Origin of the sequence: Acrocarpospora catenulata (assembly GCF_018476525.1) — a bacterium.
Taxonomy (GTDB): Bacteria; Actinomycetota; Actinomycetes; order Streptosporangiales; family Streptosporangiaceae; genus Acrocarpospora; species Acrocarpospora catenulata.
Map to the genome: position 1 here is coordinate 19,964 of NZ_JAHCST010000060.1, position 26,763 is coordinate 46,726.

Annotated in this window: 32 protein-coding genes; 22 read left to right on the plus strand and 10 right to left on the minus strand. The window is 70.7% G+C overall.

The features are described from left to right. Positions 1-9 precede the first annotated feature (9 nt). Positions 10-723 carry a winged helix-turn-helix transcriptional regulator gene (locus KIP79_RS37465; protein WP_214109742.1) on the minus strand — a complete coding sequence of 238 codons (714 nt, stop codon included), beginning with the start codon at positions 721-723 and terminating at the stop codon, positions 10-12. Between the two features lie 289 nt (positions 724-1,012). Between KIP79_RS37465 and KIP79_RS37470 the strand changes: the two genes are divergently transcribed. From KIP79_RS37470 to KIP79_RS37505, 9 genes are all read left to right on the plus strand, one after another. Then, on the plus strand, positions 1,013-1,261 hold the full coding sequence (locus KIP79_RS37470) for a MoaD/ThiS family protein (RefSeq protein WP_214109743.1): 249 nt from the start codon (positions 1,013-1,015) through the stop codon (positions 1,259-1,261). Positions 1,262-1,297: 36 nt separating this feature from the next. Beyond that, positions 1,298-1,978, plus strand: coding sequence for an LmeA family phospholipid-binding protein (locus KIP79_RS37475; protein ID WP_214109744.1), 681 nt, complete (start codon positions 1,298-1,300; stop codon positions 1,976-1,978). Continuing rightward, positions 1,959-2,516: a sigma-70 family RNA polymerase sigma factor gene (locus tag KIP79_RS37480; RefSeq protein WP_214109745.1), complete on the plus strand. Its 558-nt coding sequence runs from the start codon at positions 1,959-1,961 to the stop codon at positions 2,514-2,516. The genes KIP79_RS37475 and KIP79_RS37480 overlap by 20 nt, the downstream gene beginning before the upstream one ends. Next, entirely contained in the window at positions 2,513-3,349 is an 837-nt protein-coding gene (locus tag KIP79_RS37485) for an anti-sigma factor family protein (protein WP_214109746.1), read from the plus strand. The genes KIP79_RS37480 and KIP79_RS37485 overlap by 4 nt, the downstream gene beginning before the upstream one ends. Before the next feature lie 80 nt (positions 3,350-3,429). Further along, on the plus strand, positions 3,430-3,864 hold the full coding sequence (locus tag KIP79_RS37490; protein ID WP_214109747.1) for a TlpA family protein disulfide reductase: 435 nt from the start codon (positions 3,430-3,432) through the stop codon (positions 3,862-3,864). Between the two features lie 51 nt (positions 3,865-3,915). Then, positions 3,916-3,981: a putative leader peptide gene (locus tag KIP79_RS50270; RefSeq protein ID WP_372453743.1), complete on the plus strand. Its 66-nt coding sequence runs from the start codon at positions 3,916-3,918 to the stop codon at positions 3,979-3,981. Positions 3,982-4,042: 61 nt separating this feature from the next. Then, complete coding sequence (locus KIP79_RS37495; RefSeq protein WP_214109748.1) at positions 4,043-4,453, plus strand: DUF4395 domain-containing protein; 411 nt, start codon at positions 4,043-4,045, stop codon at positions 4,451-4,453. Continuing rightward, positions 4,450-5,289 carry a sulfurtransferase gene (locus KIP79_RS37500; protein WP_214109749.1) on the plus strand — a complete coding sequence of 280 codons (840 nt, stop codon included), beginning with the start codon at positions 4,450-4,452 and terminating at the stop codon, positions 5,287-5,289. The genes KIP79_RS37495 and KIP79_RS37500 overlap by 4 nt, the downstream gene beginning before the upstream one ends. Then, the gene (locus tag KIP79_RS37505) at positions 5,286-5,585 is read left to right on the plus strand and encodes a DUF1416 domain-containing protein (protein WP_214109750.1); all 300 of its coding nucleotides are present in this window, start codon (positions 5,286-5,288) and stop codon (positions 5,583-5,585) included. Before KIP79_RS37500 ends, KIP79_RS37505 begins: the two co-directional genes overlap by 4 nt. On the opposite strand, the gene KIP79_RS37510 is transcribed toward KIP79_RS37505, so the two are convergent. After that, positions 5,568-6,050, minus strand: coding sequence for a MarR family winged helix-turn-helix transcriptional regulator (locus KIP79_RS37510; RefSeq protein ID WP_308170082.1), 483 nt, complete (start codon positions 6,048-6,050; stop codon positions 5,568-5,570). The genes KIP79_RS37505 and KIP79_RS37510 overlap by 18 nt on opposite strands. A 109-nt stretch (positions 6,051-6,159) precedes the next feature. On the opposite strand from KIP79_RS37510, the gene KIP79_RS37515 reads away from it, so the two are divergent. After that, entirely contained in the window at positions 6,160-7,422 is a 1,263-nt protein-coding gene (locus KIP79_RS37515) for a hypothetical protein (protein WP_214109752.1), read from the plus strand. Here the strand turns inward: KIP79_RS37515 and KIP79_RS37520 are convergent. From KIP79_RS37520 to KIP79_RS37530, 3 genes are read right to left on the minus strand one after another with little or no spacing between them, the layout of a single operon-like run. Further along, the gene (locus tag KIP79_RS37520; protein WP_214109753.1) at positions 7,419-8,300 is read right to left on the minus strand and encodes a hypothetical protein; all 882 of its coding nucleotides are present in this window, start codon (positions 8,298-8,300) and stop codon (positions 7,419-7,421) included. The genes KIP79_RS37515 and KIP79_RS37520 overlap by 4 nt on opposite strands. A gap of 11 nt (positions 8,301-8,311) precedes the next feature. Beyond that, a complete protein-coding gene (locus KIP79_RS37525) occupies positions 8,312-8,971 on the minus strand; it encodes a DUF4352 domain-containing protein (protein ID WP_214109754.1) in 660 nt (219 codons plus the stop codon). Continuing rightward, on the minus strand, positions 8,971-9,636 hold the full coding sequence (locus KIP79_RS37530; protein WP_214109755.1) for a hypothetical protein: 666 nt from the start codon (positions 9,634-9,636) through the stop codon (positions 8,971-8,973). Before KIP79_RS37530 ends, KIP79_RS37525 begins: the two co-directional genes overlap by 1 nt. Before the next feature lie 146 nt (positions 9,637-9,782). On the opposite strand from KIP79_RS37530, the gene KIP79_RS37535 reads away from it, so the two are divergent. From KIP79_RS37535 to KIP79_RS37550, 4 genes are all read left to right on the plus strand, one after another. After that, positions 9,783-11,705 (plus strand): hypothetical protein, encoded by a 1,923-nt coding sequence (locus KIP79_RS37535; RefSeq protein ID WP_214109756.1) that lies wholly within the window; start codon positions 9,783-9,785, stop codon positions 11,703-11,705. Between the two features lie 91 nt (positions 11,706-11,796). Next, complete coding sequence (locus tag KIP79_RS37540) at positions 11,797-14,835, plus strand: ATP-binding protein (RefSeq protein WP_214109757.1); 3,039 nt, start codon at positions 11,797-11,799, stop codon at positions 14,833-14,835. Positions 14,836-14,890: 55 nt separating this feature from the next. Continuing rightward, a complete protein-coding gene (locus KIP79_RS37545; RefSeq protein ID WP_214109758.1) occupies positions 14,891-16,120 on the plus strand; it encodes a Mur ligase family protein in 1,230 nt (409 codons plus the stop codon). Beyond that, complete coding sequence (locus KIP79_RS37550; RefSeq protein WP_214109759.1) at positions 16,110-16,811, plus strand: type 1 glutamine amidotransferase; 702 nt, start codon at positions 16,110-16,112, stop codon at positions 16,809-16,811. Before KIP79_RS37545 ends, KIP79_RS37550 begins: the two co-directional genes overlap by 11 nt. Positions 16,812-16,874: 63 nt before the next feature. Here the strand turns inward: KIP79_RS37550 and KIP79_RS37555 are convergent, their stop codons facing one another. Further along, positions 16,875-17,279 carry a hypothetical protein gene (locus KIP79_RS37555; protein ID WP_214109760.1) on the minus strand — a complete coding sequence of 135 codons (405 nt, stop codon included), beginning with the start codon at positions 17,277-17,279 and terminating at the stop codon, positions 16,875-16,877. A 117-nt stretch (positions 17,280-17,396) separates the two neighbouring features. Next, positions 17,397-17,759, minus strand: a complete 363-nt coding sequence (locus KIP79_RS37560; protein ID WP_214109761.1) for a DsrE family protein — start codon at positions 17,757-17,759, stop codon at positions 17,397-17,399. 50 nt (positions 17,760-17,809) lie between these two features. Between KIP79_RS37560 and KIP79_RS37565 the strand changes: the two genes are divergently transcribed. From KIP79_RS37565 to ygfZ, 5 genes are all read left to right on the plus strand, one after another. Continuing rightward, positions 17,810-18,304 (plus strand): heme-binding beta-barrel domain-containing protein, encoded by a 495-nt coding sequence (locus tag KIP79_RS37565; protein ID WP_214109762.1) that lies wholly within the window; start codon positions 17,810-17,812, stop codon positions 18,302-18,304. 11 nt (positions 18,305-18,315) lie between these two features. Continuing rightward, a complete protein-coding gene (locus tag KIP79_RS37570) occupies positions 18,316-18,600 on the plus strand; it encodes a DUF2470 domain-containing protein (RefSeq protein WP_214109763.1) in 285 nt (94 codons plus the stop codon). Between the two features lie 29 nt (positions 18,601-18,629). Next, complete coding sequence (locus KIP79_RS37575) at positions 18,630-19,796, plus strand: hypothetical protein (protein WP_214109764.1); 1,167 nt, start codon at positions 18,630-18,632, stop codon at positions 19,794-19,796. 284 nt (positions 19,797-20,080) lie between these two features. Further along, positions 20,081-20,491 (plus strand): Fur family transcriptional regulator, encoded by a 411-nt coding sequence (locus KIP79_RS37580; RefSeq protein ID WP_214109765.1) that lies wholly within the window; start codon positions 20,081-20,083, stop codon positions 20,489-20,491. Positions 20,492-20,522: 31 nt separating this feature from the next. Further along, on the plus strand, positions 20,523-21,599 hold the full coding sequence (gene ygfZ, locus KIP79_RS37585; RefSeq protein WP_214109766.1) for a CAF17-like 4Fe-4S cluster assembly/insertion protein YgfZ: 1,077 nt from the start codon (positions 20,523-20,525) through the stop codon (positions 21,597-21,599). Positions 21,600-21,607: 8 nt separating this feature from the next. On the opposite strand, the gene dtd is transcribed toward ygfZ, so the two are convergent. After that, entirely contained in the window at positions 21,608-22,033 is a 426-nt protein-coding gene (gene dtd, locus KIP79_RS37590) for a D-aminoacyl-tRNA deacylase (protein WP_214109767.1), read from the minus strand. Positions 22,034-22,113: 80 nt separating this feature from the next. On the opposite strand from dtd, the gene KIP79_RS37595 reads away from it, so the two are divergent. Beyond that, positions 22,114-23,031, plus strand: coding sequence for an asparaginase (locus KIP79_RS37595; protein ID WP_214109768.1), 918 nt, complete (start codon positions 22,114-22,116; stop codon positions 23,029-23,031). Here the strand turns inward: KIP79_RS37595 and KIP79_RS37600 are convergent. Further along, the gene (locus tag KIP79_RS37600; protein ID WP_250214472.1) at positions 23,018-24,592 is read right to left on the minus strand and encodes a DUF2207 domain-containing protein; all 1,575 of its coding nucleotides are present in this window, start codon (positions 24,590-24,592) and stop codon (positions 23,018-23,020) included. The two genes, KIP79_RS37595 and KIP79_RS37600, sit on opposite strands and share 14 nt — an antisense overlap. A 36-nt stretch (positions 24,593-24,628) precedes the next feature. On the opposite strand from KIP79_RS37600, the gene KIP79_RS37605 reads away from it, so the two are divergent. Together KIP79_RS37605 and KIP79_RS37610 are read left to right on the plus strand one after the other, a co-directional pair. Beyond that, the gene (locus KIP79_RS37605) at positions 24,629-25,615 is read left to right on the plus strand and encodes a magnesium transporter CorA family protein (RefSeq protein ID WP_214109769.1); all 987 of its coding nucleotides are present in this window, start codon (positions 24,629-24,631) and stop codon (positions 25,613-25,615) included. 17 nt (positions 25,616-25,632) lie between these two features. Then, complete coding sequence (locus tag KIP79_RS37610) at positions 25,633-26,343, plus strand: SGNH/GDSL hydrolase family protein (protein WP_214109770.1); 711 nt, start codon at positions 25,633-25,635, stop codon at positions 26,341-26,343. Here the strand turns inward: KIP79_RS37610 and KIP79_RS37615 are convergent. Then, complete coding sequence (locus tag KIP79_RS37615; RefSeq protein WP_250214473.1) at positions 26,328-26,663, minus strand: DUF2516 family protein; 336 nt, start codon at positions 26,661-26,663, stop codon at positions 26,328-26,330. The genes KIP79_RS37610 and KIP79_RS37615 overlap by 16 nt on opposite strands. Positions 26,664-26,763: the final 100 nt, after the last annotated feature.

Consider the following 26,763-nt stretch of genomic DNA (forward strand, 5'->3'; position numbering starts at 1 on the left):
CAGGTACGGCTAACGCCGCACGACCTCGGGCACCTCGGCGTGCTCGTTCCCACGGTCGGGGACGAACCGGTAGCCGACGTTCCGCACGGTCCCGATCAGCGACTCGTACTCGGCGCCCAGCTTGGCGCGCAGGCGCCGGACGTGCACGTCCACCGTCCGGGTGCCGCCGAAGTAGTCGTAACCCCAGACCTCCTGGAGCAGCTGAGCCCGGGTGAACACCCGCCCGGGGTGCTGGGCCAGGTACTTCAGCAGCTCGAACTCCTTGAAGGTGAGGTCGAGCGCACGACCGCGCAGGCGGGCCGTGTACGTGGCCTCGTCGATGGCCAGGTCGCCGCTGCGGATCTCGTCGGGCACCTCCTCGGCGGCGGCCAGGGAGAGCTTCCCGACGGCCATCCGCAGCCGGGCCTCCACCTCGGCGGGGCCGGCGGTGTCCAGGATGACGTCGTCGGCACCCCATTCGGCGGTCATCGCCGCCAGCCCGCCTTCGGTCACCACGACCATCAGCGGGCAGTCGATTCCCGTCGTGCGGAGCAGCCGGCACAGGCTCTTGGCCTGGACCAGCTCGCGCCGGGCGTCCACCAGGATGGCGTCCGCGGGGGGCGCGTCGATCAGGGCCGAGGCCTCGGCCGGGGCGACCCGGACCGAGTGCAACAACAGGCCGAGCGCGGGCAGCACTTCCGCGGACGGTTCCAGGGCATTGGTAAGCAGGAGCAGATTGCTCAAGGGGCCTCCTCGCCTAACGGCAGGGCGCGCCGGGAGAGCACCGCGCTGTGCACGATCACAGGCTCGCCTCCTTCATCCGCGTTCACGGTGGATCGGTCCGGTCCGGCCGATCACCGTCCTAAACACGTAAGGACCCGGGGGCTACGTCGCCCAGGTCCCGTTGTTCGTAGATTAGCCCACAGCATGTTTGCGTCCAATGTGAGTCCCCCGTGTGAACACCGCTTCACGTGGAGAATCACCGTAATCTTGTGGTTACCCTGTGTGTCGAAATCTGGGGCAGGTGAGGCGTATGGCAACGGGAACGGTTCGTTTCTGGGCTGCGGCAAAGGAAGCGGCTGGTGTCGCCGAACAACCGTTCGTGGCCGAAACCCTCGGGGATCTTGTAGCCAAAATCACAGTAAATCCTGATTTGGCGAGGGTGGTGAGACGGTGTTCTTTCTTGATCGACGGAGCTCCGGCCGGCACCCGCGACCCGTACACGATCGACCTTCCCGAAGGTTCCGTTGTCGAGGTTTTGCCGCCATTTGCCGGCGGCTAGGCTGGATCACAAAGTACGCAAAACCGGAGGAATGCGGTGCGCAAACTGATGGTGTCGATCCTCGTGCTCGGCATCCTGCTCGTGATCCTCGACCGGGTCGCGGTCGTGGGTGTGCAGCGCGAGATCGCCCGTCAGATCGAGGCCAAGTACAAGCTGGAGGCCACCCCCACCGTCACCATCGAGGGCATCCCCTTCCTCACCCAGGCGCTGGCCGGCCGGTATGAGGAGATCTCCATCCAAATAGGCGGCATCACTCAGCATGGCGTGAAACTCTCGGGTATCGACGCCACCCTCAACGGAGTCAACGCCCCCCTGATGGACCTCATCCAGAACGCCGCCGCGGTGGATCTGCGCGCCGAGCGCGTCACCGCCACCATCGTCATCTCCAGGGAGACCTTGGACGCCCGCGCCCCGCGCGGCATCAAGGTCGAGGGTACGGGCGACGCCCTGCGTGTCTCCGGCAACCTCAACGTGCTCGGCCAGCAGGTCCCGGTCACCGCCGACCTGAAGGTCGAGGTCAACCGCGGCGCGGTACGGCTCACGCCGACCAACGTGAAGCTCGCCGGCGGCGTGCCGGTGCCCAACGCCAACCGCCTCATGACCTTCACCGTGCCGATCGGGGAGCTGCCGTTCAACCTGCGGATCACCAGCGTCCGTACCACGCCGGAAGGCCTGGCCGTTCAGGGCAGTGCGACCGATGTTCCGCTCCGGAGCTGAACCGGACGGGCAGCCCGTCCGTCAGGTAGATGTGAGCCCAGCTGGCACCGCGGACGAGGAACTCGTGCGAGCGCTGTTCGACGACCACGCCGGGCCACTCTACGGCTACGTGGTGCGCCTGACGGGTGACCCGGGCAGGGCGGAGGACATCGTGCAGGAGACCATCCTGCGAGCCTGGCGCAATCCGGTCGCCGACCGGCCGGTGCGGGCGTGGCTGTTCACCGTGGCCCGCAACCTCGTCGTGGACCAGCACCGGGCCCGCAAGTCGCGGCCCCCGGAGACCGGCGACGACGCGCTGGCGGTCCTGCCGGCCGAGGACGAACTGGAAAAGGCCGTCGAGTCGTGGGCGATCGCCGAGGCGCTCGCCTCGCTCCGGGCCGACCATCGAGAGGTGCTGCTGGCCGTGTACTACGGAGGCCAGTCCGTGAAGGAGGCGTCGGAGTCCCTGGGGATTCCGCAAGGTACGGTCAAGTCGCGGACGTACTACGCGCTCCGCGCACTCAAGCTGGCGCTGGAGGAGCGGGGGCTGGCACCATGACGCGGCACACCACCCCCTGCGACGAGGTACGGCTCTCGCTCGGCGTCTACGTGCTCGGCGCGCTGGACGAGCGGGAGAGCGCGCTGGTGGAGGCCCACCTGGACACCTGCCCGGCCTGCCAGGACGAACTGGCCGAGCTGTCCGGTCTGCCGCCGCTGCTGAGCCGGGTGAGCGTGGCCGACATCCAGTTGGCCGCCGCGCCGCCCCGGGCGGTGCTGGACCGGCTGCTGGCCGACTCGGCCAAGCGCCACAAGCGCTCCCGCCTGCTGCTCACGCTGGCCGCCTCGGTGGTGCTGATGGCGGTCGGCGGCTCGGTGGTGGTCTCCACCATGCAGGCCCGCCAGGAGACGGCCGCCACGGTCGCGGGGGCAGCCCCGGAGGCGGCGGCCCCCGAGGCGCGTTCACCCGGCGATGGCGCGGGCGACACCGCGTTCTCCGCGCCGGTGGAGACGGCCGCCAAGGACAGTCCCATGGCCGAGAGCCAGCTCAAGACCGAGCAGGTCTGGTACGAGGGCAGCTCGGGCCCGGTCAATCTCGCCCTGGGTCTGGTCCCGGAGGAGGGCGGCACCCGGGTGGACATCGAGCTGTCCGGCGTCCCGGCGGGCACGGCCTGCCGCCTGATCGCGGTGGACCGGAACGGCACCGTCTCGCCGGTCTCCAGCTGGACCGTGAAGGCCCAGGACTACCAGGGCACCCGGGCCAGGCTGCCGTCGGGCTCCTCGGAGTACACCATCGAGCAGATCGACCGGTTCGAGCTGATCACCTCGGCGGGCCGGCAACTGGTCGCCGTCCCGATCGGGCCCAGTCCGGTGCCGCGTTCGTCCGGGCCGTGAAAAGTTCCGCGTCGTGAAAAGTCCCGCGTCGTGAAAGGTCCCGGGAATTCCTCCCGGGGGTTGCTGGTTCTTCAGCGGTGATGGCCGGACTGATCGTGCTCGGTGTGACGCTGGCCCTGGCGACGGTGCTGGGGCTGATCTTGCGTGGCCGGGCCGGGCGGCTGCGCGCCCAGAAGGGGAAGGGGCGGGCGGGGATGGACGTCGGGGAGCCGCTCGGCGAGCGGGCCACGCTGGTGCAGTTCTCCACCGCGTTCTGCCAGCCGTGCCGGGCCACCCGCCGGGTGCTCGGCGAGGTGGCCGCGATGGTGCCCGGGGTGCGGCACATCGAGATCGACGCCGAGTCCCGCCTGGACCTGGTCCGCGCGTACGGCGTGCTCCGCACGCCCACCGTCTTCGTCCTCGACAAGTCCGGAAATATCGTGAAAAGGGCGTCTGGTCAGCCGAGGAAGGCCGACGTCATCGCCGCACTTGGTCACGCAGTGGACAGTCCGTCTCATCAACCGGACGGGGCATGACAGATGGCGAGACGAAAGGGTACTGTCGTGCACGTGACTCCCACGACAGAGATGCTGACGAAGCGGCGGGCGGTTGATTTCTGCCGCGTCGCGACCGCCCTTTGTCGCTGGGCCTGAGGGTGATTCCCGCGGCTTTTACCCAAGCCGCAGTCGCGAAACCCGTCAGGAGCATCCCACGATGCAGATCGATCCCCGAGGCCCTCGCTTCGGCGCGGCCGTCACGACTCTGGTTCTCGCACTCGTCCTGATCACGGGCAACCCCTGGCTGCTCGCCGCTCAGGCGCTGATGTTCCTGCTCGGCGCCGCCGGCCAGGCGCCGTACGTGCTGTTCTTCAAACGGTTCGTACGGCCCAGGCTCGGCCCGCCGGGTGAACTGGAGGACGCGACGCCGCCCCGATTCGCGCAGGGTGTGGGCATCGTCTTCGCTGTGCTCGGCCTGATCGGTTTCGCGGCCGGGGTCACTCCTCTGGCCCTGGGTGCGACAGCAGCGGCACTGCTGGCCGCCTTCCTCAACGCCGCCTTCGGCCTCTGCCTGGGCTGCGAGCTCTACCTGATCATCCGCCGTCTACAACCTGGGAGAATCCAATGAGCCGCTCCGCCGCACTGGTGGACGCCGACTGGGTCGAAGCCAACCTGGACACCCCGAACGTCGTCCTCGTCGAGGTCGACGAGGACGCCAGCGCCTACGACAAGGGCCACATCCGGGGCGCTGTGAAGGTCGACTGGAAGAAGGACCTGCAGGACCCGGTCCGCCGCGACTTCGTGGACAAGGCGGGCTTCGAGGCCCTGCTCTCCGCGCGCGGCATCGGCAACGACGACACCGTGGTCCTCTACGGGGGCAACAACAACTGGTTCGCGGCGTACGCGTACTGGTACTTCAAGCTCTACGGCCACCAGGACGTCAAGCTCCTGGACGGTGGCCGCAAGAAGTGGGAGCTGGACTCCCGCGAGCTGGTGGAGGAGGTGCCGGACCGGCCGGCCACCGCCTACACCGCGACCGAGCAGGACCTGAGCCTGCGCGCCTTCCGCGACGAGGCCGTCGCCGCGATCGGCAAGCTCAACCTGGTGGACGTGCGTTCGCCCGACGAGTTCACCGGCCGCCTGCTGGCCCCCGCCCACCTGCCGCAGGAGCAGGCGCAGCGGGCCGGCCACATCCCGACGGCCAGGAACATCCCCTGGTCCAAGGCGGCCAACGACGACGGCACCTTCCGTTCCGACGAGGAGCTGCGCACGCTCTACGGCGAGGCCGGGGTGGACTTCAGCAAGGACACCATCGCCTACTGCCGCATCGGCGAGCGCTCCGCGCACACCTGGTTCGTGCTGCACGAGCTGCTCGACCAGGCCAACGTGAAGAACTACGACGGTTCGTGGACCGAGTACGGCTCGCTGGTGGGCGTGCCCGTGGAACTGGGGGAGGCCCGATGAGCATCCAGGGTTGCGCCGCTCCGGAGCAGACCGTGGCTCTGCCGGCTGGCATCGATCTGGCCTCGCAGGCCGTCATCCAGGGCGTCGTCACCGGCGCCGGCACCGCGTACGCGCGGCTGCTCGACCACTCCGGCGAGTTCACCGGTGAGGTCGTGGTCTCCGAGGAGGGCGTCTTCCGCTTCTTCGCGGCGCCCGGCTCGTGGACCGTGCGGATCATCGCCGGTGGCGGGGTCAGCAAGGACATCCCGGTCGAGGCCAAGGTGGGCGAGGTCGCCCAGCTAGCCGTCAGCGTCTGACTCGGCGTGCAGAGCCCGGTCCCGGTGGGGGCCGGGCTCTTCGCCTGTCTGCCCCGCCAGCTCGGCGAGCACGTCCAGCAGCGCGCTGTGCTCCCCGGCCATGCCGAAGATGCGCTCGTCCACCGCCTCCACCAGCGCGGCCGCGCGTTCGGCCAGCAGCCGCCCCTCGTCGGTGATGGCCAGCACCCGGCGCCGTTCCTCGCCCGGGCCGTCCTCCCGGGTCACCAGGCCCTTGACCTCCAGGACCCGGATCACCTGGCTGGTCATCATCTCGTCCACGGTGGCGTGGTCGGCCAGCTCGCGGGGTGTCGGCGGCCGGCCCTGATGGTCGAACCACCACAGGTCGACCAGCAGCGCGAACTGGGTGTGGCTCAGCCCCACGACCTGGAGCGCCACGCTGATCTCGCGCTGCCATCTCTGGGTGGCCCGCCACAGCAGAAAGCCGGGACTCCGATCAGCGCTCACGCTCCCCGAGTGTGCCAGTCCGGACGGCGCAGTAGCAGGGGGAGCGGCGTATCCAGCCAAGTCTTGACCCGCCGTTGTCCAGACCCGCCGTTCCGATACCATGCTCCGGATGTCCGAAACGTCGGTGGTCGAATCGGTGGCCGCGAGGCCCGTGGCGCGCTCCCCTTTCGCGCTGCCGTGGCACACGTTGACGCTCCTCGTCCGCTGCCTGCCCACGCTGGTGCTCTGGTTCGCACTGGGCCGCCTGGTGCGCTGGGGCCTGCTGCTGGCGGCGGCCAACCTGTCCTACGGCTCCTGGTACCAGGCCCGCCTGGTGGCCGTGCTCTTCCTGTTCACGCTGGTGGTCATGGTGTCGCTGGCCACCGTGGTCGGCATGCTGTACACGCTGCGCGAGGCGCTGGCCGAGACCCGCGCCCGCCGGGCCGCGGGGGAGGGTAGGGAGAGCCTTTTCGGCGCGCTCAACCGGACCGCGCTGGTTTTCGCCGGTCTCTACATGACCTGGGGTTTCGTCGACCAGGACCTGCGTGACTTCGAGAACATCGACCGCTCGCTGATGCCGGACCGGGAGATCAACGACCGGCTGCTCGGGCGGGACAGCCAGCTCGGTGAGGGCCTGACCGCGCTGGACGTGCGGATCTCGCTGGCCGCGATGGTGGTGGCGTACCTGCTGAAGTGGTACTTCGGGCGGCGGCACGAGGCCGGGGAAGGTCGTTTCTCCGGCATGGTCGCCACCTTCGGCGAGTTGGCCTTCGTCTTCTACGGGTTGACCGCCACGGTGGCCCTGGTGAAGGCGCGGGCCGACTGGATCGGCAGCCGGGAGGCGGTGACCATCTCGAAAGGGTGGCTGGAGGAGGCCAGGAAGCTCATCCCCGGCTGGGAGACCTTCTGGACCGACGTCTGGCCGCTGATCCTGAGCGCGCTCGCGCTCCCGCTGGCCTGGCTCACCGTCGGCATCCTCGTGTACGGCGCGTACGCCGAGGACACCCAGACCACGATCAGGGGCACCCGGCTGGAGTCGGCGGCGGCCAGGGTGGAGCGCACCCACAGTCTGACCCGGGCGGCCCTGGGCAAACTGACCGGGGGTTTCACCTCTCGCTGGATCCCGCTGATCAACTCGCTCCGGCTGACCGCGCGCGGCGGCGCGGCGCTGTTCGGCCTCTACGCCCTGCTGTACGTGGGCCTGCACATCGGCGGCGACTACCTGGCCCGGGCGGGGGCCTACCTGGCGGCCGGGGACCCCTACTTCTGGATGGTCACCGACGTGCCCATCTCCTTCGTGGTGGACCTGCTGGTCACCCTGATCTCGATGTGCCTGGTCGCGGCCACCTTCGACCTGGCCGCCACCCGGGACAGGGCCACCTCCTCCGCCTAGCGGAGGAAGCGCAGCACGTCCACGTCCCGCTCGTTCCGCTGCTCGGACTCGTTGAGCATGTCCTCCACCGACTGGCCGGGCACACTCCGGTAGTTGCTCGGCCGCAGGTGCACTTCGACGGTCTCGGCCACGTCGGTGGGCACCACGGCCACCAGCTCCATCCGGTACGGCTGGCCGACCCGGTTCTCGGTGGTGTCCGGCGGGGTCTCGTCGCGGAGCGTCTCGGTGCGCCAGGACCGCCCCGCGTTGTCGCGCAGTTCCACGGCGGGCGCGCCGTGCCGGATGGCGCCCTCGGCGTCCTGGGCGGTCCGGGTCACGGTGAGCTTGACCCACTGGCGGCCCGGCCGCTCCGCGTCCCCGGCGGGGTTGGGGATCAGCGCCACGCTGGCCTGCCAGGCCACGTGCCGGAACTCGCCGGTGGCGCCCGGCTGGACGACGTGGACGATGTCGGGCTCGCCGGCGCCGTACAGGTAGGCGCGGTAGCCGACGTAGCTGGGGATGCCGACGGCGAGCAGCACCGCGAGCACCGCGCCCGCGCCGCGCAGGGCGCGGTTCGGCTTGCGCGCGCGAGCGGGGGGCTCGGGCGCGGCAGGGGGCGGCGATGTGGCCGGGGGCGGTGATGGAACGGCCGGGGGAGCAGGCCGTGGGAGGGGCCGGCGCTCGGCGGCGATGACCGGGAACGGCTGGGTCGAGTAGCCCTCGTCGTCCTCCTCCGGAGGCGGGGGCGGTGGCCAGACGCGCACGTCGGGCGGGACCGGACGCCGGGGCGGGCGCAGCGAGGGCAGCGGCCCCGCGTAGGTGATGTCCACGTCCGTCGGCTGGCTGGGCGGCGGCACGAACCAGCCTCGCGTGTCGTCGCCGCCGTTCTGCTCGTCCATCGCTCTTCCGTTCACGAATTCGCGGGCACCAGCGGGTGGAACGGCTCCGCCGCCTCGATCAGCCGGGCGGCCGCCGGTTCGGAGAGCTTGAGGTCGATCTCCGCCTCCGGGGCGAAGGAGTCGACCACGAACGCCGACGTCGGGGCGTTGATGACCAGTTTGGCCCCCGGCACCGCATCCTCCGGCACCTCGAAGACCAGCGGCGCGCTGGTCCACCAGCCGGGCTGGAGGTACTTGCCCACCAGGGTGATGCTCTCGTCCACCTTGTCGGTGCGCTGGTAGCGCCGCCCGTCGCCCGCGTGCAGCCAGACGTCGGAGCCGCGCAGCTGGACCGGTTCGCGCTCGACGGTGCCTGACACGTCGAGGACCAGGAAGAGATGGCTGGTCTGCACCTTGCCGGTCTGGCCGCTGTAGTCCCGGGTGTCCACGGACTTGGCCGCGCTCACCTTGGTCACCTTGGCGATGAACCGGTCGGCGGAGACCTCCTCGCCCAGGCTGCCGTGGTGGGTGAGGAACGATCCCTTCTGGTCGAAGGGCATGGCCAGGCTCTGCGCGTACACGGCGGCGGCGGCCAGCGCCACCCCCAGGGTGAACCGCCCGGCCCGCCCCCAGAAGGACGGCTTCGCGGCGGGCGGGGCGGCCGTCGCGGGCGGGGCTTGCACGGCCACCATCAGGCCACCTCCGGGCGGACCGGCAGGGTCACCTGGGCGATCACGGCGGGCTCGATGGGATCGTCCTCCTGGCCGGCGCCCTGCGGCAGCTCCTTCTTGGGCGCGACCTGCCAGAGCTCCCGCTGGTCGCGGCGGCTGACCGTGGCCAGCACGAAGCCGCCCACGTCCAGGGTGATCTCGGGTGGGGGCGCCGTGCCGCGTTCGAGGTCGTAGCGGACCACCACGGTGTGGGTGATGCCGGGCTGGAGCTGGTGGCTGCGCACGCCGTAGGCGAGCACGTAGACCTCGGGAGGATTGCCGGACTTCAGCGGCGGGGTGACCTTGAGCAGGGAGGTGGCGAAGCTCCCGTGCCTGTTCACCTTGGGTCCTGGCTCGGGGACCACCCCGACGTTCTTGGTCTCCTCGCCCATGTTGCGGACCTTGAGCACCAGCTCCACGACCCGCTCGCCGTTTTCGGTCTTGTCCACGGCCTTGATGAACTCTGTCCGGAACAGCGTCTGATCCACCGCCGCACCTGGCGCGATCTTGGGTGGCGGGTCCTGCGCTGCCGCGGAAAGGCCGCCGAAACCCGCTGTCGCTCCCAGGCCGGACACCGAGATCAAGGCCATGACCGGTACCAGGACCGGGCGTCGGCGCCGGGTGCCGCCACGGGAGGATGACGTCATGGGTAAGGATGGTAGTACGCACACATCAGAACCATCCGCCGCATTCGTCCCTATCTTCGGCCGGAAAGCCGTCCGAATAGCGAGAACCCTGCCCTGATAGGCATTCCAGCTCCTACGCTTTGACGCAGGGCGGACATGGAGGGCTCGTGGGCGAGGCGCACCCGGAGCATGCCCAGCTTCAGGCGGATCGCATCTACCTGGGCTGGCAGTACGCTCTGCTGCACCCAGACCCGGGGCCCCCGCCGAAACGCCCCGCCCGCGAGGACGCAGAACCCCCGGAGACCGCCGCCCCCGCGCCGGACTGGGCCCGCAAGGAGCGCCTCCAGGAGGATCTGCTCAACCGCCCGGTGCGCATCTTCCGCATCTTCATGGTCGGTCTGGCCGTGGTGCTGGTGGTGTTCGGCCTGGCCGAGATGATCGACTGGGTGTTCGCCGGACTCGGCCTGCTGGCGGCCGGTGGCGTGGCCGGGATCTGCACCTACGCCATCCACCAGGGCACCCGCGCGGTCCGCCAGCGGGTCCAGGATCGCCAGGACAGGGCCGACAGAGAACGGGCCCGCCGGGAGCGGGAGATCGCCGAGGCGCAGCGCGAGCACGCCGAGAAGTACCAGGAGTGGGCCGAACGCAAGGCCCGCTTCGACAAGCAGATCAGCTGGTACGCGGTGGCCGTGCCCGACGACATCGACCGGATCGACGTGGCCGGGGGCACCCTCCCCGGCTGGTCCGCGCTGATCACCCTGATCGGCGCCACCCGGCTCTACAGCGGCGGCCACCTGACCGTGCTGGACCTGTCCGAGGGCGCCATCGCCAAGGACCTGATCGAGCTGGCCCGGCGCGGCGGCGACGACCCGCTGGTCTGGGTGCTCCCGGTGGACCTGCCCCGGCTCGATCTGGGCGCCACCCTCAAGCCGGAGGCGTTCGCCGACGTGCTGGCCCACGTGGTCAGCGTGAGCGAGGAGACCAGCCGGGACATCGGCTTCGACAACGCCATCCTGGAGCGGGTCCTCGAAGTGCTCGGCGAGACCGCCACGATCAGCCAGGTGACCGCCGCGCTGCGCGCTCTGGCCCAGGTCGGCGACCCCCGCGACGACCTGCGGTTCGGCCTGCTCACCGCCACCCAGCTTGAGCGCATCGGCACCCTGTTCGGCCGGGGCGTGGCCGACCGGGTGGTGATCGAGCGCGCCTGGGCCCTGGAGTCCCAGTTACGGAAGCTGGAGGCCCTCGGCACCGAGGCGGTACGGCTGCCGCCCGCCCGGCTCCGCGTGGTCAGCATGGACCGCCAGGCCGGGGTCTTCGGCAACCGGGTGCTTGGCACGTACGTGGCGACCGCGCTCACCCACATCCTGCGCCAGTCGCCCGCCTCCGAGCGCCCGTGGTACCACACGATCATCGTCGCCGGGGCGGACAAGCTCCGCGGCGACGTGCTGGACCGGTTGATGGACGCCTGCGAGACCTCGCAGACCGGCCTGGTGCTGACCTACCGGAGCCTGACCCCCACCGTGCGGGAGCGCCTCGGCCGGGGGCACGCGGCGGTGGCCTTCATGCGCCTGGGCAACGCCGAGGACGCCCGGGTGGCCAGCGAGCACGTGGGCACCGAGCACCGGCTGGAGCTGGCCCAGCTCACCGAGTCGGTCAGCTCGGCGGTGAACGGCGGCGGCGGGCAGTACACCTCGACGGTGGGGGCCGGCCGCGCCGAACCGGGGCCTATGGACGAGGGCGACCTGAAGGAGGGGATCACCGAGTCCACCGAGTGGGGTCGCAGCGCCGGCACCGTCACCGAGGGCGTCATGCAGCGCTCCAGGGAGTTCCTGGTCGAGCCGCACCAGCTCCAGCAGCTGCCGACCACGTCGGTGATCGTCACCCACGCCACGGCCGAAGGCCGGGAGGTGCGGCTGGCCGACGCCAACCCCGCCATCCTCACCTTCCCCAGAACCACCCTTCAGGAGGTGAAGGCCATCCGTTCCGCCACCCCCGCGCCGCCGCAGCCGGAGCTGCCCGACCAGGACGCCCCGCCGCCCAACCTGGGGCCCCCACCGGCCCGGTTGGACTGGCGGAAACCCCAGCGCTGACTTCGGTCTGCGGTTGGTAAGAGGTTCACCAACCCGAACATGCGACCATGATCGTCAAAGGACCTTGAGAGCCTGTGGAGAGAGAGGGCTCATGCAACCGTTCCCCCTGAGCGGGCCGTGGTACCGGATCCAGGCGATCACCGCGCCGTCGCGGACCTCCTCGGCGGAGTGGGACTTCGTCACCGTGCTGCCCGCCGTGCTCTCCGCCGCGCAGCGGGACCGGGCCTTCGTGATCGGCTGGCTCTCCCGGGGCTCCGGCGCTCCCCTGGAGCTGATCACCAACGCCGGGCCGCTCACCCCGCCCCGCTCGCCGCGCCGGGCCGCCGCCGTCCCCGAGGTGGTGACCACCGGACCGCAGCCGCTGCTGTTCCCCGGCGGCGCCCGCGGCATCGAGATCGGCGCCGACTGGCTGGCCGACCTGGCCGACCTGGTCTGGACGCCCTGCCCGGGACGGCAGGCCCCGCCGCTGGCCGGACGGCGGGAACCCGAGCCGGACGACGCCAAGCAGCCGACCCTCTTCGAGTCGACCCTGACCACCCTGATGTCCCGCCCGTTCGGCTGGGTGGTGGTGGCCGAGCCCACCGACCTGCTCGACGCCGAGGTCTCCCACCTGCGCACCCAGCTCAACGTGCTGCGCCAGTACGGCGACGCCTCGGAGCGCTCCCGCTTCGACGCCGAACGGGCCGAACGGCGCATGCAGGAGCTGGACGCCTTCCGCGAGGCCGGGCTCTGGAACGTGCGGGTGCTGGCCGGGGCCGCCGGTCCTGAGGAACTGCGGCAGATCGCCCCCGTGCTGGTCGGCTCGGTGGAGATGAGCCACCATCCGTACCGGCTGCGCAGCGCCATGTCGGGCCCCGCCCGCCCGGCCGCCGTGGAGCCCGTGTACGGCTTCGGCGAGGCGCTCAGCGTGAACTTCGCCGACGCCACCGACGGGGCCGCCGCGCCGTTCGCCGCCACCGCCGGGGCGCTGGCCGCGCTGGCCGGGCTGCCCCGCCGGGAGGTGCCCGGGGTGCGGGTGCTGGACACCGGGTTCTTCGACGTCACCAGCGAGGCCGACAGCAGCACCGGCGAGGTGATCGACCTGGGTTCCATCATGGACGGCCAGGAGCGCGCGGTCGGCACCTTCCGGGTCCCGCTGGCCACCCTCAACCGGCACGCCTTCGTCACCGGCGCCACCGGGTCCGGCAAGTCGCAGACCGTACGGCACCTGCTTGAGCAGCTCACCCGGGCGGGCATCCCGTGGCTGGCCATCGAGCCGGCCAAGTCGGAGTACGCGGCCATGGCCGGGCGGGTGGAGCAACTGGCCCCGCTCACGGTGATCAATCCGTCCGCGCCGGACAATGTGCCGTTCAGCGTCAACCCGCTGGCGCCAGAGCCGGGGTATCCCGTACAGGCGCACATCGACATGGTCAGGGCGCTGTTCATGGCCGCCTTCGACGCCGAGGAGCCGTTCCCGCAGATCATGTCGCTGGCCCTGCAACGCGTCTACGAGGCCAACGGCTGGGACGTGGTGACCGGCGGCGGCATCCCCGGCGCGGCCGTGCAACCCGCCATCCCCACCCTGGAGCAGCTCCAGCAGCACGCCCTGGAGGTGATCCAGGAGATCGGGTACGGCAACGAGGTCCAGGCCGACGTGGAGGGCTTCATCACGCTCCGGCTGCGCTCGCTGCGGGTCGGCTCGGCCGGGCGGTTCTTCGAGGGCGGCCACCCGGCCGACATCGGCGGCCTGCTCCAGCGGAACGTGGTGCTGGCCATCGAGGACGTGGCCAACGACGAGGACAAGGCGTTCCTGATGGGCACGCTGATCATCCGGATCGTGGAGCACCTGCGGATGCGGGCCAGGCAGGAGCGCTCCACCGGCCTGCAGCACGTGATCGTCATCGAGGAGGCGCACCGGCTGCTCCGCGACCGGGGCGCCCAGCGCGCCTCCACGCACGCGGTGGAGCTGCTGGCCGGCATGCTCGCCGAGATCCGCGCGTACGGCACCGGCATCGTGGTGGCCGAGCAGATCCCCACCAAGCTGGTCTCCGACGTGGTCAAGAACACCGCGCTCAAGGTCATGCACCGGCTGCCAGCCGAGGACGACCGGCGGCTGGTCGGGGCGGCGATGAACCTCAGCGAGGAGCAGTCCCGGCAGGTGGTCTCGTTGCAGCCCGGGTTCGCGGCGGTCTTCGCCGACGGCATGGACCGGCCGCTCCGGGTCCAGGTGCCGCTGGGGGAGGACCGGGAGCACGTGCTGCTCGGGCCCACCCCGCCGATCTGCGCGCGGCGGTCGGCCGCCTGCGGACACGAGTGCCGCACGGGGAAGGCGTGCACGCTCTTCGAGGTACGCGAGGCCGACCTGCTGGCGGCGGCGCCGGAGTGGGCCTGGCTGCGGATCTGGACCGACACCGTGGTGCTGGCGTTCGTGAGCAACCGGTCGCTGCCCGGGGTGCCGCGCATCCTGGCCGACATCTGGTCGGAGCTGCCGCCACGGCGGCGGGAGTGCCTGCTGGCCACGCTGGTGGAGCGGAGCGTGGCGCGCCGCTCCTGGTCGCTGCGGACCTGGTTCGACCCGGCGCTGCTCACCGAGAAGGCCGCCGAGGTGGCGGCCGGGCTGCTCGGCGGCGAGGACCCGCCGCTCCAGGCGGGGGAGCGGCCGGGCCCGGCCTGGGTGATCCCGCAGATGCGGTGGCTGCACGAGGTGGACCGGCTGTTCCCGTTCGGGCATCCGGCGCCGAACCTGCGCAGCCCGGCGCCGACCATGGAGTACGCGCTGTTCGGGACGGACGCGGCGGGCCGGCCGTACCCGCACCAAGGGGTGAACGGCGGCGGGGAGGGCACGGCGCGGACCGAACTGCTCGGGCACCGGGCCAAGGCGCTGCGGCACCACCCGCTGTCCATGGAGGTGGACCGGAACCGGGCGCTGGCCTGGCGGGTCATCCTCGGCGACGACGAGCACGAGGGCTTCGAGCGGGACATCGCCACCGTGGCCATCGGGGTGGAGCCTCGGGACCGGGTGCGTCACGTGGCGCAGACCATGGGCGCGGGCTGGCTGGAGACGGTGCTGTCCTGGCCGCGCCGGTTCGTGCTGCCGTTCGACGGAGACACCCCCGCTGAGCTGTCCTTCATCGAGGCGCCCGTTTCCTGACCTTCTGACGCGGCTAGGATCTCGGCATGAGGCAGCGTGATGAGATGAGGGCCGCGTGAGCCAGTTGCCGCTGCGGGCGCAGCTCGCCAGTGCCCTCGGCCGGACGGCCGCGACGCTCTCCCGGGCCACCGGGCGGGGCGACGGATCGGTGATCGGCGGGCGGGTCAGCCTGTTGCTGGAACCCGACCTGCTCCGCAAACTGGCGGCCGACCGCCGCCTGGCCCTGGTCAGCGCCACCAACGGCAAGACCACCACCACCCGGTTGATCACGGCGGCGCTCCGCGAGCTGGGCGATGTGGCCAGCAACGCGTTCGGCGCCAACATGCCCGCCGGTCACGTCTCGGCTCTGTCGGCCGCCAAGGACGCGCCGTACGCGGTGCTCGAGGTGGACGAGAAGTACCTGCCGGAGGTGCTGGACAACACCGGGGCCGGCGTGGTCGTGCTGATGAACCTGAGCCGGGACCAGATGGACCGGGCGGCCGAGATCTGGCTGCTGGCCCAGAAGTGGCGCCGCGCCCTGGCCGGCAAGCCCGCGCACGTGATCGCCAACTGCGACGATCCGCTGGTGACCTGGGGGGCCTCCACCGCCGCGCGGGTGACCTGGGTGGCCGGGGGGCAGCGCTGGCGGGAGGACTCCTGGTGCTGCCCCGAGTGCGGTGGCCCGCTGGACCGCAAGGGCGCCGACTGGGCCTGCCGGGAGTGCACCTTCCACCGCCCCGAGCCCAACTGGGTGCTGGACGACGAGGACGCGATCGACCCGCGCGGCGAGCGCTGGCGGCTCAACCTGAAGCTGCCCGGCCAGGCCAACCGGTCCAACGCGGTCATCGCGCTGGCCACCGCCGAGGCGTTCGGCCTGCTGCCGCACCAGGCGCTGCCCCGGCTGCGCGAGGTCACCTCGGTGGCCGGGCGTTACACCACGGTGGCGCGCGACGGGCGCTCGCTGCGGCTGCTGCTGGCCAAGAACCCGGCCGGTTGGCTGGAGGCGTTCGACGTGTCCAGCGCCGAGCGGCCGATCATCCTGTCGGTGAACGCGCAGGGCCCGGACGGGCGGGACACCTCCTGGCTCTGGGACGTGGACTACCGCATCCTGGGCGGGCGCCCGGTCTACGTGACCGGGGAGCGGCGGCTGGACCTGGCGCTCCGGCTGGACGTGGCCGAGGTGCCGTTCACGCTGGCCGAGTCGTTCGCGCAGGCGGTGGCCGCGCTGCCGCCCGGGGACATCGACGTGATTGCCAACTACACCGCCTTCCAGGCGATCCGGACGGAGTTCGGCCGTGCAGAGTAACCTGCGAATCGTCTGGATTTATCCGGACTTGTTGAGCACGTACGGGGACCAGGGCAACGTGCTCGTGCTGGAGCAGCGGGCCAGGCGGCGGGGCATCCCCGTGGAGACCGTGCACGTCCGCTCCTCCGACCCGGTGCCGGAGCAGGGCGACATCTACCTGATCGGCGGCGGCGAGGACCGGCCGCAGATCCTGGGCGCCGAGCGGTTGCGCCGGGACGGTGGCCTGCACCGGGCCATCGAGCGCGGGGCGGCGCTGCTGGCCGTCTGCGCCGGCTACCAGATCATGGGCTCGGTGTTCGGCGGCGAGGAAGGCCAGCCGGTGGCCGGAATCGAACTGATTGACATCAGCTCCGGCCGTGGCGAGCGGCGCGCGGTGGGCGAACTCGCGGCCGAGGTGGACCCCGGCCTGGGGCTGCCGACGCTGACCGGCTTCGAGAACCACATGGGCGTCACCCGGCTTGGGCCGGGCGTCCGGCCGCTCTCCCGGACCGTGGTGGGCACCGGAAACGGCGACGGCACCGAGGGCTGCTACGCCGGCAAGGTGGTCGGCACGTACCTGCACGGGCCGGCCCTGGCGCGCAACCCCGCACTCGCCGACCTCCTGCTGACCTGGGCGATGGGGCCGCTGCCCCCGATCGACGACACCTGGTACGAACGCCTGCGGCAGGAACGCCTCGCAGCCGTGTTGTGACCGCGGTGGCAGCGGAGAGACCGGCGGCGGTTGCCGCCGGTCTTCGTCGTCCGGGCGGGTTTTCTAGCCCAGGAAGCTGTAGGGGACATCCGCGGTGGCCACGTTCCTGCAGGTCCAGTAGAGCGTGCCGATGACCTTCTGGCGCTCCAGCGGGTTCTCCAGCCGCAGGTTCAGGCGCGTGTGGTCGGCCGACAGCTCGAGAATCCGGACGGGATCGACCTGCCCGAACCCAGCGGTGTTCTGGTAGCTCAGGCTCGTGATGTACGGGGCTCGGCTCGGGCACGCGAGCGTGGGTTCCAGCGCCTTCTTCGGGTCCAGGTTGACGTAGCTCTCCTTGTCGCACCAGCCCTCCAGCAGGTTGCAGGGCGCGGCGGCGTTCGCGGCCGCGGCGGGCACGAGCAGCGCGGCCGTCATGGCGACGATCACTGCCGCGCCCGCGAGGATTCCCCGCCCGATCTTTTCCTTCATTTCTCTCTCCTTCGTTCTTGCCGATGCCGTTAACTTTCGGGCCGGGGAACGAAGGAAGGTATCCCTTGAGCAGGGGTGCGGTCGGACGAGGAGATCCCCCCGTTTGAGGGGGTGCGGCTAGTAGACGAGCGCTTGGGCGCCTTCTTGGAGGATCTCCTCCACGAAGGTGGGAGCGCCGGCGATGCGGACGCCCTCGATCACGTCGTCCACCGTGATGCCGCGACGGGCGGCGCACTGGGTGCAGAGGGTCACCCTGCCACCTGCCAGGACCGCGCTGAGGAGATCCTCCAGCGGGGCGGCCTCGGCCAGGTCGAACTCCTTGGCCCGCCCGGGCAGGGCGAACCAGGCCGACTCTCCGGTCAGCCAGAGCGATACCGGGACACCGCTGACCAGGGCCGCGGTGGCCACCGTGAACGCCTGGTTACACCTCTCGGGCGCGTCCGCGCCCGCTGTCACCTTGATCACTAGTTGGCGTGCCATGCTGGCAGCCTAACGCCGGGTACGTCAGGGGAGAACTAGGGTTATTTGTTATGGACGTGCACCCTGATCTTGAACCGATCGCCTTCCTGCTCGGGCACTGGGAGGGCGCCGGGGTCATCGGTTACCCCACCATCGAGAGCGCCAACTTCGGGCAGGAGATCGTCTTCGGGCACAACGGCAAGCCGTTCCTGACGTACCAGAGCCGGACCTGGCTGCTGGACACGGACGGCGGCAAGGTGCGGCCGTTGTCGCGGGAGACCGGGTTCTGGCGGATCCAGCCGGGGCGGCAGCTTGAGGTGTGCCTGGCGCATCCGACCGGGATCGTGGAGATCTACGTCGGGGAGGTGGTGTTCCACAAGATCGAGCTTCAGACGGACGTGGTGGCGCGGACCGCGACGGCCAAGGAGTACTCCGCAGGGCGGCGGTTGTACGGCCTGGTCAACGGCAACCTCATGTACGCCTACGACATGGCGGCGGTGGGCCAGCCGTTGCAGTCCCACGCTTCCGCCGAGCTCAAGAAGGTCGCCGAGTTCACCGGCGAATAAGGTGATTTTTCATGACATTCAGTGCTGAAGTCGTCGAAGCCATCAAACGTCATATGAATGAGGACCATGCCGAGGACGGTCTCCTCATCGTCCGGGCGCTCGGCGGGCGTCCCGACGCCACTTCCGCCCGTACCAGCGACATCGACGCCGAGGCCATCTACTTCGAGGCGGACGGCGAGGAGATCCGCATCCCCTGGAGCACCACGCTGACCGAACGCGCCCAGGTCCGCCAGGAGGTCGTCCGCCTCTACAAAGAGTCCTGCGACCTCCTCGGAATCCCCGCCAGAGGCCACTGACCGCGGTCGTGATTCCCCCCGATGTGACGGTGCCGCTGGTTGGGCCGGATGGTGGCCGTCTGGAGTTACGCCGGCAGGGGGCGCGGGTCAGTGAGCGGTGGGGGAGCCGGGTTGACGTCCTGATCGACGAGGTGGATCAGGACGTCGCGGCCGTGCACTTCGAGTTGGCGCTGGAGAGGCATGTCGCCGACGGGTACGCGCCGCGTACGCGGGCGGCCGCGCGCAGTGTGCTCGGTACTCCGGTGGATGACTCCGGGTTCGCGTTCGCGTTCGCCGCGATGGTGGGGGGCGTGAGCGGCGCGGTGATCGAGGAGCAGGCGCTGCGGCTGTGGGGGTTCGATCAGGCGGCGCCGGGCGAGGACCGGCAAGTGCAGGTGGCTCGGCACACCCTCTTCGACGAACATCTTCTGCTGGTTCCGGATGGGCCGGCGGTGCACGCCTACGTTGAGGGCCACGACGTGGTCTCGATCGTGGATGGTCTGGCCACCGCCAAGGGCATGTCGCCGAGCCGTCTGGGTTTCGACGCGAGGCGGGAGCCGTGGCGGGCCGATCTCATGGGACGGCACCGGCTGCGGAGCCTGCTGGCGAGTGGGCACATGAGTCGGTTGCGGTCGCTGCGGGTTCGTACCTGGAGCGGTACGGGGCATCTCGACCCGGTTCTGCGGGAGTACTCCGCCGCCGACCGGCTCACCCATCTGTGTCTGTGGACCCAGCGGGACGATGTCGCCGAGGCGCCGGTGGCGGGGCGGTATCCCGGTCTGCGGGCGTTGGAGTGCCAGGCGGGGGAGGTCGCCGGACTTCTCCGGGATGGGGCGCCGCGGTTGCGCACACTCGTGACGTACGGGGCCGGCTCGGACGGCCTGCTGGCGGGTCTCTCCCTGCCTGCCCTTCGTCATCTCGCGCTATGGGAGACGGAGGTGGATCCGGCAGAGCTGAGTGGGTCCCCGATCGTCGGGCAGTTGGCCACGCTTGACCTGTGGAAGGTCAACGGCGCTGATCGGTTCGATTTCTCCGGACTGCTGCGGCATCGGGGGGACCTGGCCCACCTGGAGCAGATCATCGTTCCCGGTCACGGCATTCCGGCGGGAACTCCGGCGCGGTTCGAAGACTGGCCGGAGGTGGTCTTCGCCGGCTTCGACCGCCGGGAGACGCTCGCGCTCGACCTCGACACCCGCGGATACACGTTGCACATGTGAGAACCCCGGGCGTTCTCCGCGGATATCGGCTGGAGCCGTCACGCGGGTCGGCTGGACCAATGGCCGAGGAACACATCCTCCGCCGCCGACTGCCCGGGGTTCCGGTGTCTGCTGGATTTACGCTGGACCGCGTGAATCCGGAGCTGGTCCGGGTTCATGAGGCCCTAGCGGGCAGCCACCTCGCTAGCCCATTCATGATCAACCATTGTCTGGACCACCTCCTCTCTGCGTGATCCACACGTTATGCGAGCTCTCCGGGGCGGGCAAGCGAATAAAATCCGGTCATGACGGAGACGTGGCATGAAGAACTGAGGGCAAAGGGATATCGCGTCACCCCCCAGCGGCAACTGGTCCTGGAGGCGGTCGGCGAGCTCGGTCACGCCACGCCGGAGGACATCAGCGCCAAGGTCCAGCAGACCGCCAGAGGCGTGAACATCTCCACGGTCTACCGCACCCTGGAACTCCTGGAAGAGCTGGGCCTGGTCACCCACACCCACCTGTCCCACGGCGCCCCCACCTACCACCTGGCCGCCGACGCCGACCACATCCACCTCGTCTGCCGAGGCTGCGGCGACATCGTCGAAGCCCCGCCCCACCTGGTGCAGACCATGGTCGACGCCCTCGACACCCAGCTCGGCTTCGCCACCGACGTCCACCACCTGACCATCTTCGGCCGCTGCACCCGCTGCCGCTGAGTGCGCATGGCACAGGGCATAGCCTTGAGGCATGCGTAGCCCTTTGCTGGATGTGGCCGGAGCGGTGGCCGGGCAGGCGCCCGACGAGGCGGTGGCCGCTCATTATGGTGATCTTTATGGGGAGCAGCGGGCGCTGCTGCGGGGTGCGGCGCTGGTCGACCGGAGTAACCGGGAAGTCGTCCGGGTGTCGGGGGTCGACCGGCTGAGCTGGCTCAACAATCTGAGCTCGCAGAAGCTGGACAATCTCCCCCCGGGCACGGTCACCCAGTCGCTGATCCTTGACCCGCAGGGGCGGGTCGAACATCACCTCACCCTGGTGGATGACGGTGACGCGGTCTGGATGCATGTCGAACCCGGCACCGCCGCGCAGCTCGTGGCGTACCTGGAGAAGATGCGCTTCATGCTTCGGGTTGAGATCGACGATCTCACCGAGGCGTACGCGGTCGTTTCCGGCGCGCCCAACGGCAAGGTCAGCGCGGCCCCCACGGACAAGGGGGACGTCGCCTTCCCGGAGGGCTCCATCCTGATGGGCGCCGACGTCCTCGTGCCCCGCGCCGAACTGGCGAACGTCGTCAGCCGGCCTGCCGGCCTCTGGGCGTACGAGGCGCTGCGGATCGAGGCCCACATTCCCCGGCTCGGCTTCGACACCGACCACAAGGCGATTCCGCACGAGGTCGGCTGGATCGACAGCGCCGTGCACCTGTCCAAGGGCTGCTACCGCGGCCAGGAAACGGTGGCCCGGGTGCACAACCTCGGCCATCCGCCCCGCCGCCTGGTCTTCCTCCACCTCGACGGCAGCGCCGACACCCTCCCGCCGCACGGAACCCCGGTCACCCTCGGCGTGAGCAGCCCGGCGGAGGCGGATCCGGCCACCGCGATGGAAGGCGCCACCGAAGGCTCCGCCACGCCCGGCCAGATCGGCTTCATCGGCAGCTCGGCCCGCCACTACGAGCTCGGCCCCATCGCCCTGGCCCTGGTCAAGCGCACGGTCCCGGTCGACGCCGAACTGGTGGCGGGCGGCGTGCCGGCCACCCAGGAGGTCATCGTGCCGCCGGACGCGGGCCGCAATGTCACCATCGATCCCGCGCTGCGCAGAAGGATCAAATAGGCGGCGGGTCAGACGTCGAGCACGAGGGTGATGGGGCCGTCGTTGACGAGGCTGACCTTCATGTCGGCCCCGAACCTGCCGGTCTCGACGTGCGCGCCGAGCGAGCGCAACGCGGCGACGACCGCCTCCACCAGGGGTTCGGCGACCGGGCCGGGGGCTGCTGCCTGCCAGGTCGGGCGGCGGCCCTTGCGGGTGTCGCCGTAGAGGGTGAACTGGCTGATGACCAGGAGCGGCGCCGCGATGTCCGAGCAGGACTTCTCGCCGTCCAGGATGCGCAGACCCCAGAGTTTGCCCGCCAGCTTGACGGCTTCGGCCGGCGTGTCGGTGTGGGTGACCCCGACGAGAACCAGGAGACCGGGGGAGTCGATCGCGCCGACCGTAGCCCCGTCCACCGTCACCGACGCCGAACTCACCCGCTGAACCACCGCACGCATGGGCCGGATGATATCCGGCCCAGCGCACTCCCACAGGTTCCCGGGCGTGGGGCCAATTCGGACTCCGTAGACTTTCGGGCATGTCAGAACTGATCGTGGAGGTGGTCCGCTCCGGCTTCGTCGAGTCGGTGCACCGGGCGCGGATGATCGCCGTGGACGCCGACGGCAGGCCGGTACGGGTACACGGCGAGGTGGACACCCCCTCCTCCCCAAGGTCCTCCATGAAGCCGCTCCAGGCCCTGGGCATGCTGAGCGCGGGCCTCAGCCTGGAACCCGAACTGCTGGCGCTGGCCTGCGGCAGCCACTACGGGGAGGACTTCCACCTCCAGGGGACACGGAAGATCCTGGCCGACGCCGGCCTGGAGGAGTCGGCGCTGCGCTGCCCGGAGGACTTCCCCCACGACCGGGCGGTCCAGCAACGGTCCAGAGTGGCGATGAACTGCTCAGGCAAGCACGCCGCCATGCTCGCCACCTGCGCCGCCAACGACTGGCCGCTGGACGACTACCGCGACCCGACGCACCCCCTGCAGAAGACGATCAGAGCCGTCGTGGAGGAGTTCACCTCCGAGCGGGTGCCCGCCACCGGCGTGGACGGCTGCGGCGCGCCCCTGTTCTTCTGCTCGATGACCGGCCTGGCCCGCGCCTTCCGCCGCCTCACCCTGGCCAGTCCCGGCTCCCTGGAGCGCCGCGTGGCCGACGCGGTACGCGCCCACCCCGAGTACACCAGCGGCACCGCCAGCCCCGAGACCCGCCTGATGCGCGCCGTGCCCGGCCTGATGGTCAAGGAGGGCGCGGAGGCGTACCACGCGCTGGCGCACGAGGACGGCCGGGCGGCGGTCGTCAAGGTCGTGGACGGCGCCTACCGGGCCCGCGTCCCCGTCACGATCGCCGCGCTCCGCGCCCTGGGCTTCGACGCCCCGGAGCTCGCCGAGCTGGAACGCCCGCCCGTGCTCGGCGGGGGCCTGCCCGTGGGCGAGATCCGGGTCAGAACGTCCTGAACTGACGGGCGGGGGAGATCGCTCCCGAGGTGGTCATGACGAAGGTCCGCATCGAAGCGGCGAACTTGGACAGGTCCCACTCGGCGGGCCCGTGGTACCAGTACAGGTTGTCGCCCTCGGTGGTGATCGACGCCACCACCCGCGCCCACCGGTCCACGCTGTCGAAGATCACCGCGTACGGCAGGTAGCGGGAGAACAGTTCGGTACGTTCGGCGGCGGGTACGTCCCCGACGTCGCCGGAGGCCAGGTACTCCCGGAAGCCCAGGGTGTGCGCGAGCGCGGTGGCCCCGAGCGCGGTCTTGGCGGGCATGTACTGGCCGCCCACGGTGATCGCCGCACCCGCGATGATCACGGCGAGCCCCAGCAGGCCGTAGGTGGTGAAGAGGGCGAGCGCCACCGTCCCCGCCAGGCCGAGCACGGTCACCAGGATGCCGAGCACCGTCCACCGCGACCGCACCGCGTCCGGCCGCCGCGCGAACCAGCCCTGCTTGACGACATCCCGGTAGAGGGCGTCCCTTACCCGTCCGAGACCGGCGCTGAACCCGCCGGCCAGCTGGGAGAGGAGCACCGCGTCCCGCAGGTCGAAGATCGCCTCGTACAGCTCCCGCTCGTACGGCAGGAGCTCCGCCACCGGCGCCTTCGGCAGCTTCACCAGCAGCCAGTCCGGCGCGTCGTAGGCCTGCCTGGGCTGCTCGTCGACGCGCAGGTACCCGCGCACCGCCAGGTCCACGACGGTGGCCGTGACGTCGATCACGTCGGCCTGCTCGTCGATGAGGGTGCCGATCTGCCCCGGCCGTACCCCGTCGGGCGGGGTGAACCTGCCGCCCTCCCGCGCGGCGTGCGACCCGGACTCGGCGCCGATCACCCGGGCGTCCCGGCCGCGCGTCCAGTAGACCAGCCAGAGCCCGCCGAGCAGCAGCACCAGCAGCAGCACCAGCGACCCGCCGGTGACCACGTCGAGGGTGAACGCGGTGGCCAGCGAGAAACGGTGCTCCAGCAGCGGGGTGGCGCCGGTGGTCCCGGCGGGGAAGCCGACCACGACGGTGAGCAGCTGACCGGCGGCCAGCCCCTGCTGCTCGAACTCGGCGTACTCGGCGGCCTCGTCCATGGCGGCGGCGGTGCAGCCGATGGCGCCGGTCAGGTCCCCGGCGAAGCAGGCCAGGCTGCGCACCTGGGCCGGTCCGGTCACCCGGACGGTGACCGTCTCCAGCGGCCCCGAGGCGGCGAACCAGCGCAGTTCCTCGCCCCCGGCCACGGGGGTGACCGCGCCGGTCACGTCGTACTCCACGGTCCCGCTGGCGGCGATGGTGAGCGTGGTCCCGTCGAAGGTGGCGCCCTTGACGTTGCTGATCCGGTAGACGCGGTCGTTGCTGTCGTCCAGCCGCGCCCGCAGCGGCGGCGTCCTGGTCACCGCGCCGCCCGCCAGCGTCACCTCCTCGCGCACGTGCAGCACGCCGTCCCGGCCCAGCGTGAGGGTCACGGCGGCGGTGTCCGCGGCGGCCGGGCGGGCGAAGACCAGCAGAAGTAGCATCGGCCCCAGTAACCGGGCGATTTTCCCCATGGGCCGCCACGATAGCGGCCGGAGTACGCTGAGCGGATGGCGCCGAGCACCGTCCCCCTGACCCGGCTCTACCGGAATGGGAAGCTGGAGGCCGAGGGCTTCCCCATCGCCGAGATCTCCGACCATCTGGCCGAGCGGGACGCGGTGGTCTGGTTCGACCTGTGCAGCCCGGACGAGCACGAACTGGACATGATCAGCGAGGAGCTCGGCCTGCACGAGCTGGCCATCCGCAGTGTGCTCACCCCCAACCAGCGCCCCAAGCTGGACATGTACGACTCGCACATGTTCCTCAACGTGTACGCCACGTTCTTCGACCCCGAAACCGGCGGCCTGGACATGGTCCAGGGCTCGGCCTTCATCACCTCCAACGCCCTGGTCACCGTCCGCGACTCGGACCGGTTCTCGATCGAGGAGATCGCCCGGCGGTGGGACGCCTCGGCCGGTCTCGCCGAGCACGGGGTCATGTTCCTGCTGCACGGCCTGCTCGACTACGTGGTGGACAACCAGTTCGACGTGGTGCAGGCCATGGACGAGAAGATCGAGCGCCTGGAGGACAAGCTCTTCGACGAGCAGGTCCCCGACCAGGCCGAAGTGCGCCGCACCTTCGAGCTGCGCCGGAGCCTGGTCACCTTCCGCCGGGTGGCGATGCCGATGCGGGAGATCGTGACCAGCCTGTTCCGGCGCAACGACCTGGTCAGAGACAGCACCCTCGCGCCGTACTTCCAGGATGTGTACGACCACGCGCTCCGCGTCGCGGAGTGGACGGACTCGCTCCGCGACCTGGTGGGCAACATCCGGGAGGCCCATATGACCATGCAGAACAACCGGATGAACCTGATCATGAAGCGGGTGACCAGCTGGGCGGCGATCATCGCGGTGCCCACCGCGATCACCGGCTTCTACGGGCAGAACGTGCCCTACCCGGGGGCGCAGCAGATCTGGGGATTCTGGGCGTCCACCCTGATCTGGGCGGCCGCCGCGGGCGCGCTCTACTGGCAGTTCCGCAAACGTGACTGGCTGTAATCGCTAGACTTCACGGCATGCGCGCGGCGGGAATTCTGATGGCGGCGATCCTGCTCACCGGCTGCGCGGGCGCCGCCGCCGACGTGCCCGACCCGGCCTGGCCGGTGCCGCCCCCGGAGCGGCCGGCCGTGGTGATGGTGGTGGGGGACAGCTTCGCGGTGGGCTCCGGGCCCGTCCCGGCCTGGCAGACCTATCCGGCCCTGGCCGCCCGCACCCTCGGCTGGCAGCTGATCACGGCCGGGGCCAAGGGCATCGGCTTCGTGGCCGACGGCAAGGTGAACCGGAGCTTCCAGCAGTCCTTCGTCCAGGAACTGTCCTGGCGCCCCGAGCCCGACCTGGTGCTGCTCTCCGGTGGCCACAACGACCGGGGCAGATCCGCCACCAAGGTGCGCGACGCCGCCACCCAGTTGATCCATCGGGTGCGGCAGCGCTGGCCCCGGGCCAAGCTGGTCGTGGTCGGGCCGATCTGGCTACGCCACCCGCCCAAGGCGGTCTACCGGACCAGGGACGCGATCGCCCGGGCCGCCTGGCTGGCCGGGGTGCCGTTCCTGGACCCGCTCACCGAGAAATGGGCCGGCGACCGGCTGCTGCTCCCGGACGGCACCCACCCCACCGAGGCGGGACACCGGAAACTGGCCGCCTGGCTGGTGAGCACGCTGCGGGCCCGGAGCGTGGTCCCCGAGGTGCCGGAGCCTGCGCCGCTCTACGGGGCCTACCAGGGGCCGTAGGGGCCCTGGCTGCTGCCGCCGCCCCGGTACTCGTTGACGGCCGGCTTCACGTCGGCCAGATAGATGCCGGAGGCGATCACCGAGGCGATGGTGAAGATGTTCAGCATCGCGAACCCCACGCCGAGGTAGCCGCTGGCCGAGGCGAGGGTGAAGATGGTGGCCAGGCCGGTGAAGACGAGCCAGAGGTTCTTGGACAGCTTGCCCGCTGCTGGGAAGGCGCGGGCCGGGGTCCGGATCGCGTGGACCAGCGCCCACACGGACATGCCGAACGCCGCGATGGCCAGGCCCCAGAAGATGTAGTCCAGGAGGCTGTAGAGCATGGTCACTCCAGCGTTGTCACGGGCGGGACGCTGTCCAGCCTAATGCGTGGGCGGAAGGCGTACAGCAGCAAGAAACGGCCCGCGGCGCCGCCGCGGGCCG

Bases quoted from the DNA above. Each gene is read 5' to 3' on its own strand.
- KIP79_RS37615 (WP_250214473.1), bottom strand. From the start codon at position 26,663: ATGCTCTACAGCCTCCTGGACTACATCTTCTGGGGCCTGGCCATCGCG.
- KIP79_RS37485 (WP_214109746.1), top strand. From the start codon at position 2,513: ATGACGCGGCACACCACCCCCTGCGACGAGGTACGGCTCTCGCTCGGC.
- KIP79_RS37515 (WP_214109752.1), top strand. From the start codon at position 6,160: ATGTCCGAAACGTCGGTGGTCGAATCGGTGGCCGCGAGGCCCGTGGCG.
- ygfZ (WP_214109766.1), top strand. From the start codon at position 20,523: ATGCGTAGCCCTTTGCTGGATGTGGCCGGAGCGGTGGCCGGGCAGGCG.
- dtd (WP_214109767.1), bottom strand. From the start codon at position 22,033: ATGCGTGCGGTGGTTCAGCGGGTGAGTTCGGCGTCGGTGACGGTGGAC.
- KIP79_RS37530 (WP_214109755.1), bottom strand. From the start codon at position 9,636: ATGACGTCATCCTCCCGTGGCGGCACCCGGCGCCGACGCCCGGTCCTG.
- KIP79_RS37490 (WP_214109747.1), top strand. From the start codon at position 3,430: ATGGCCGGACTGATCGTGCTCGGTGTGACGCTGGCCCTGGCGACGGTG.
- KIP79_RS37540 (WP_214109757.1), top strand. From the start codon at position 11,797: ATGCAACCGTTCCCCCTGAGCGGGCCGTGGTACCGGATCCAGGCGATC.
- KIP79_RS37580 (WP_214109765.1), top strand. From the start codon at position 20,081: ATGACGGAGACGTGGCATGAAGAACTGAGGGCAAAGGGATATCGCGTC.
- KIP79_RS37600 (WP_250214472.1), bottom strand. From the start codon at position 24,592: ATGGGGAAAATCGCCCGGTTACTGGGGCCGATGCTACTTCTGCTGGTC.
- KIP79_RS37470 (WP_214109743.1), top strand. From the start codon at position 1,013: ATGGCAACGGGAACGGTTCGTTTCTGGGCTGCGGCAAAGGAAGCGGCT.
- KIP79_RS37480 (WP_214109745.1), top strand. From the start codon at position 1,959: ATGTTCCGCTCCGGAGCTGAACCGGACGGGCAGCCCGTCCGTCAGGTA.
- KIP79_RS37565 (WP_214109762.1), top strand. From the start codon at position 17,810: ATGGACGTGCACCCTGATCTTGAACCGATCGCCTTCCTGCTCGGGCAC.
- KIP79_RS37560 (WP_214109761.1), bottom strand. From the start codon at position 17,759: ATGGCACGCCAACTAGTGATCAAGGTGACAGCGGGCGCGGACGCGCCC.
- KIP79_RS37595 (WP_214109768.1), top strand. From the start codon at position 22,114: ATGTCAGAACTGATCGTGGAGGTGGTCCGCTCCGGCTTCGTCGAGTCG.
- KIP79_RS37605 (WP_214109769.1), top strand. From the start codon at position 24,629: ATGGCGCCGAGCACCGTCCCCCTGACCCGGCTCTACCGGAATGGGAAG.
- KIP79_RS37495 (WP_214109748.1), top strand. From the start codon at position 4,043: ATGCAGATCGATCCCCGAGGCCCTCGCTTCGGCGCGGCCGTCACGACT.
- KIP79_RS37610 (WP_214109770.1), top strand. From the start codon at position 25,633: ATGCGCGCGGCGGGAATTCTGATGGCGGCGATCCTGCTCACCGGCTGC.
- KIP79_RS37505 (WP_214109750.1), top strand. From the start codon at position 5,286: ATGAGCATCCAGGGTTGCGCCGCTCCGGAGCAGACCGTGGCTCTGCCG.
- KIP79_RS37500 (WP_214109749.1), top strand. From the start codon at position 4,450: ATGAGCCGCTCCGCCGCACTGGTGGACGCCGACTGGGTCGAAGCCAAC.
- KIP79_RS37555 (WP_214109760.1), bottom strand. From the start codon at position 17,279: ATGAAGGAAAAGATCGGGCGGGGAATCCTCGCGGGCGCGGCAGTGATC.
- KIP79_RS37525 (WP_214109754.1), bottom strand. From the start codon at position 8,971: ATGGTGGCCGTGCAAGCCCCGCCCGCGACGGCCGCCCCGCCCGCCGCG.
- KIP79_RS37520 (WP_214109753.1), bottom strand. From the start codon at position 8,300: ATGGACGAGCAGAACGGCGGCGACGACACGCGAGGCTGGTTCGTGCCG.
- KIP79_RS37570 (WP_214109763.1), top strand. From the start codon at position 18,316: ATGACATTCAGTGCTGAAGTCGTCGAAGCCATCAAACGTCATATGAAT.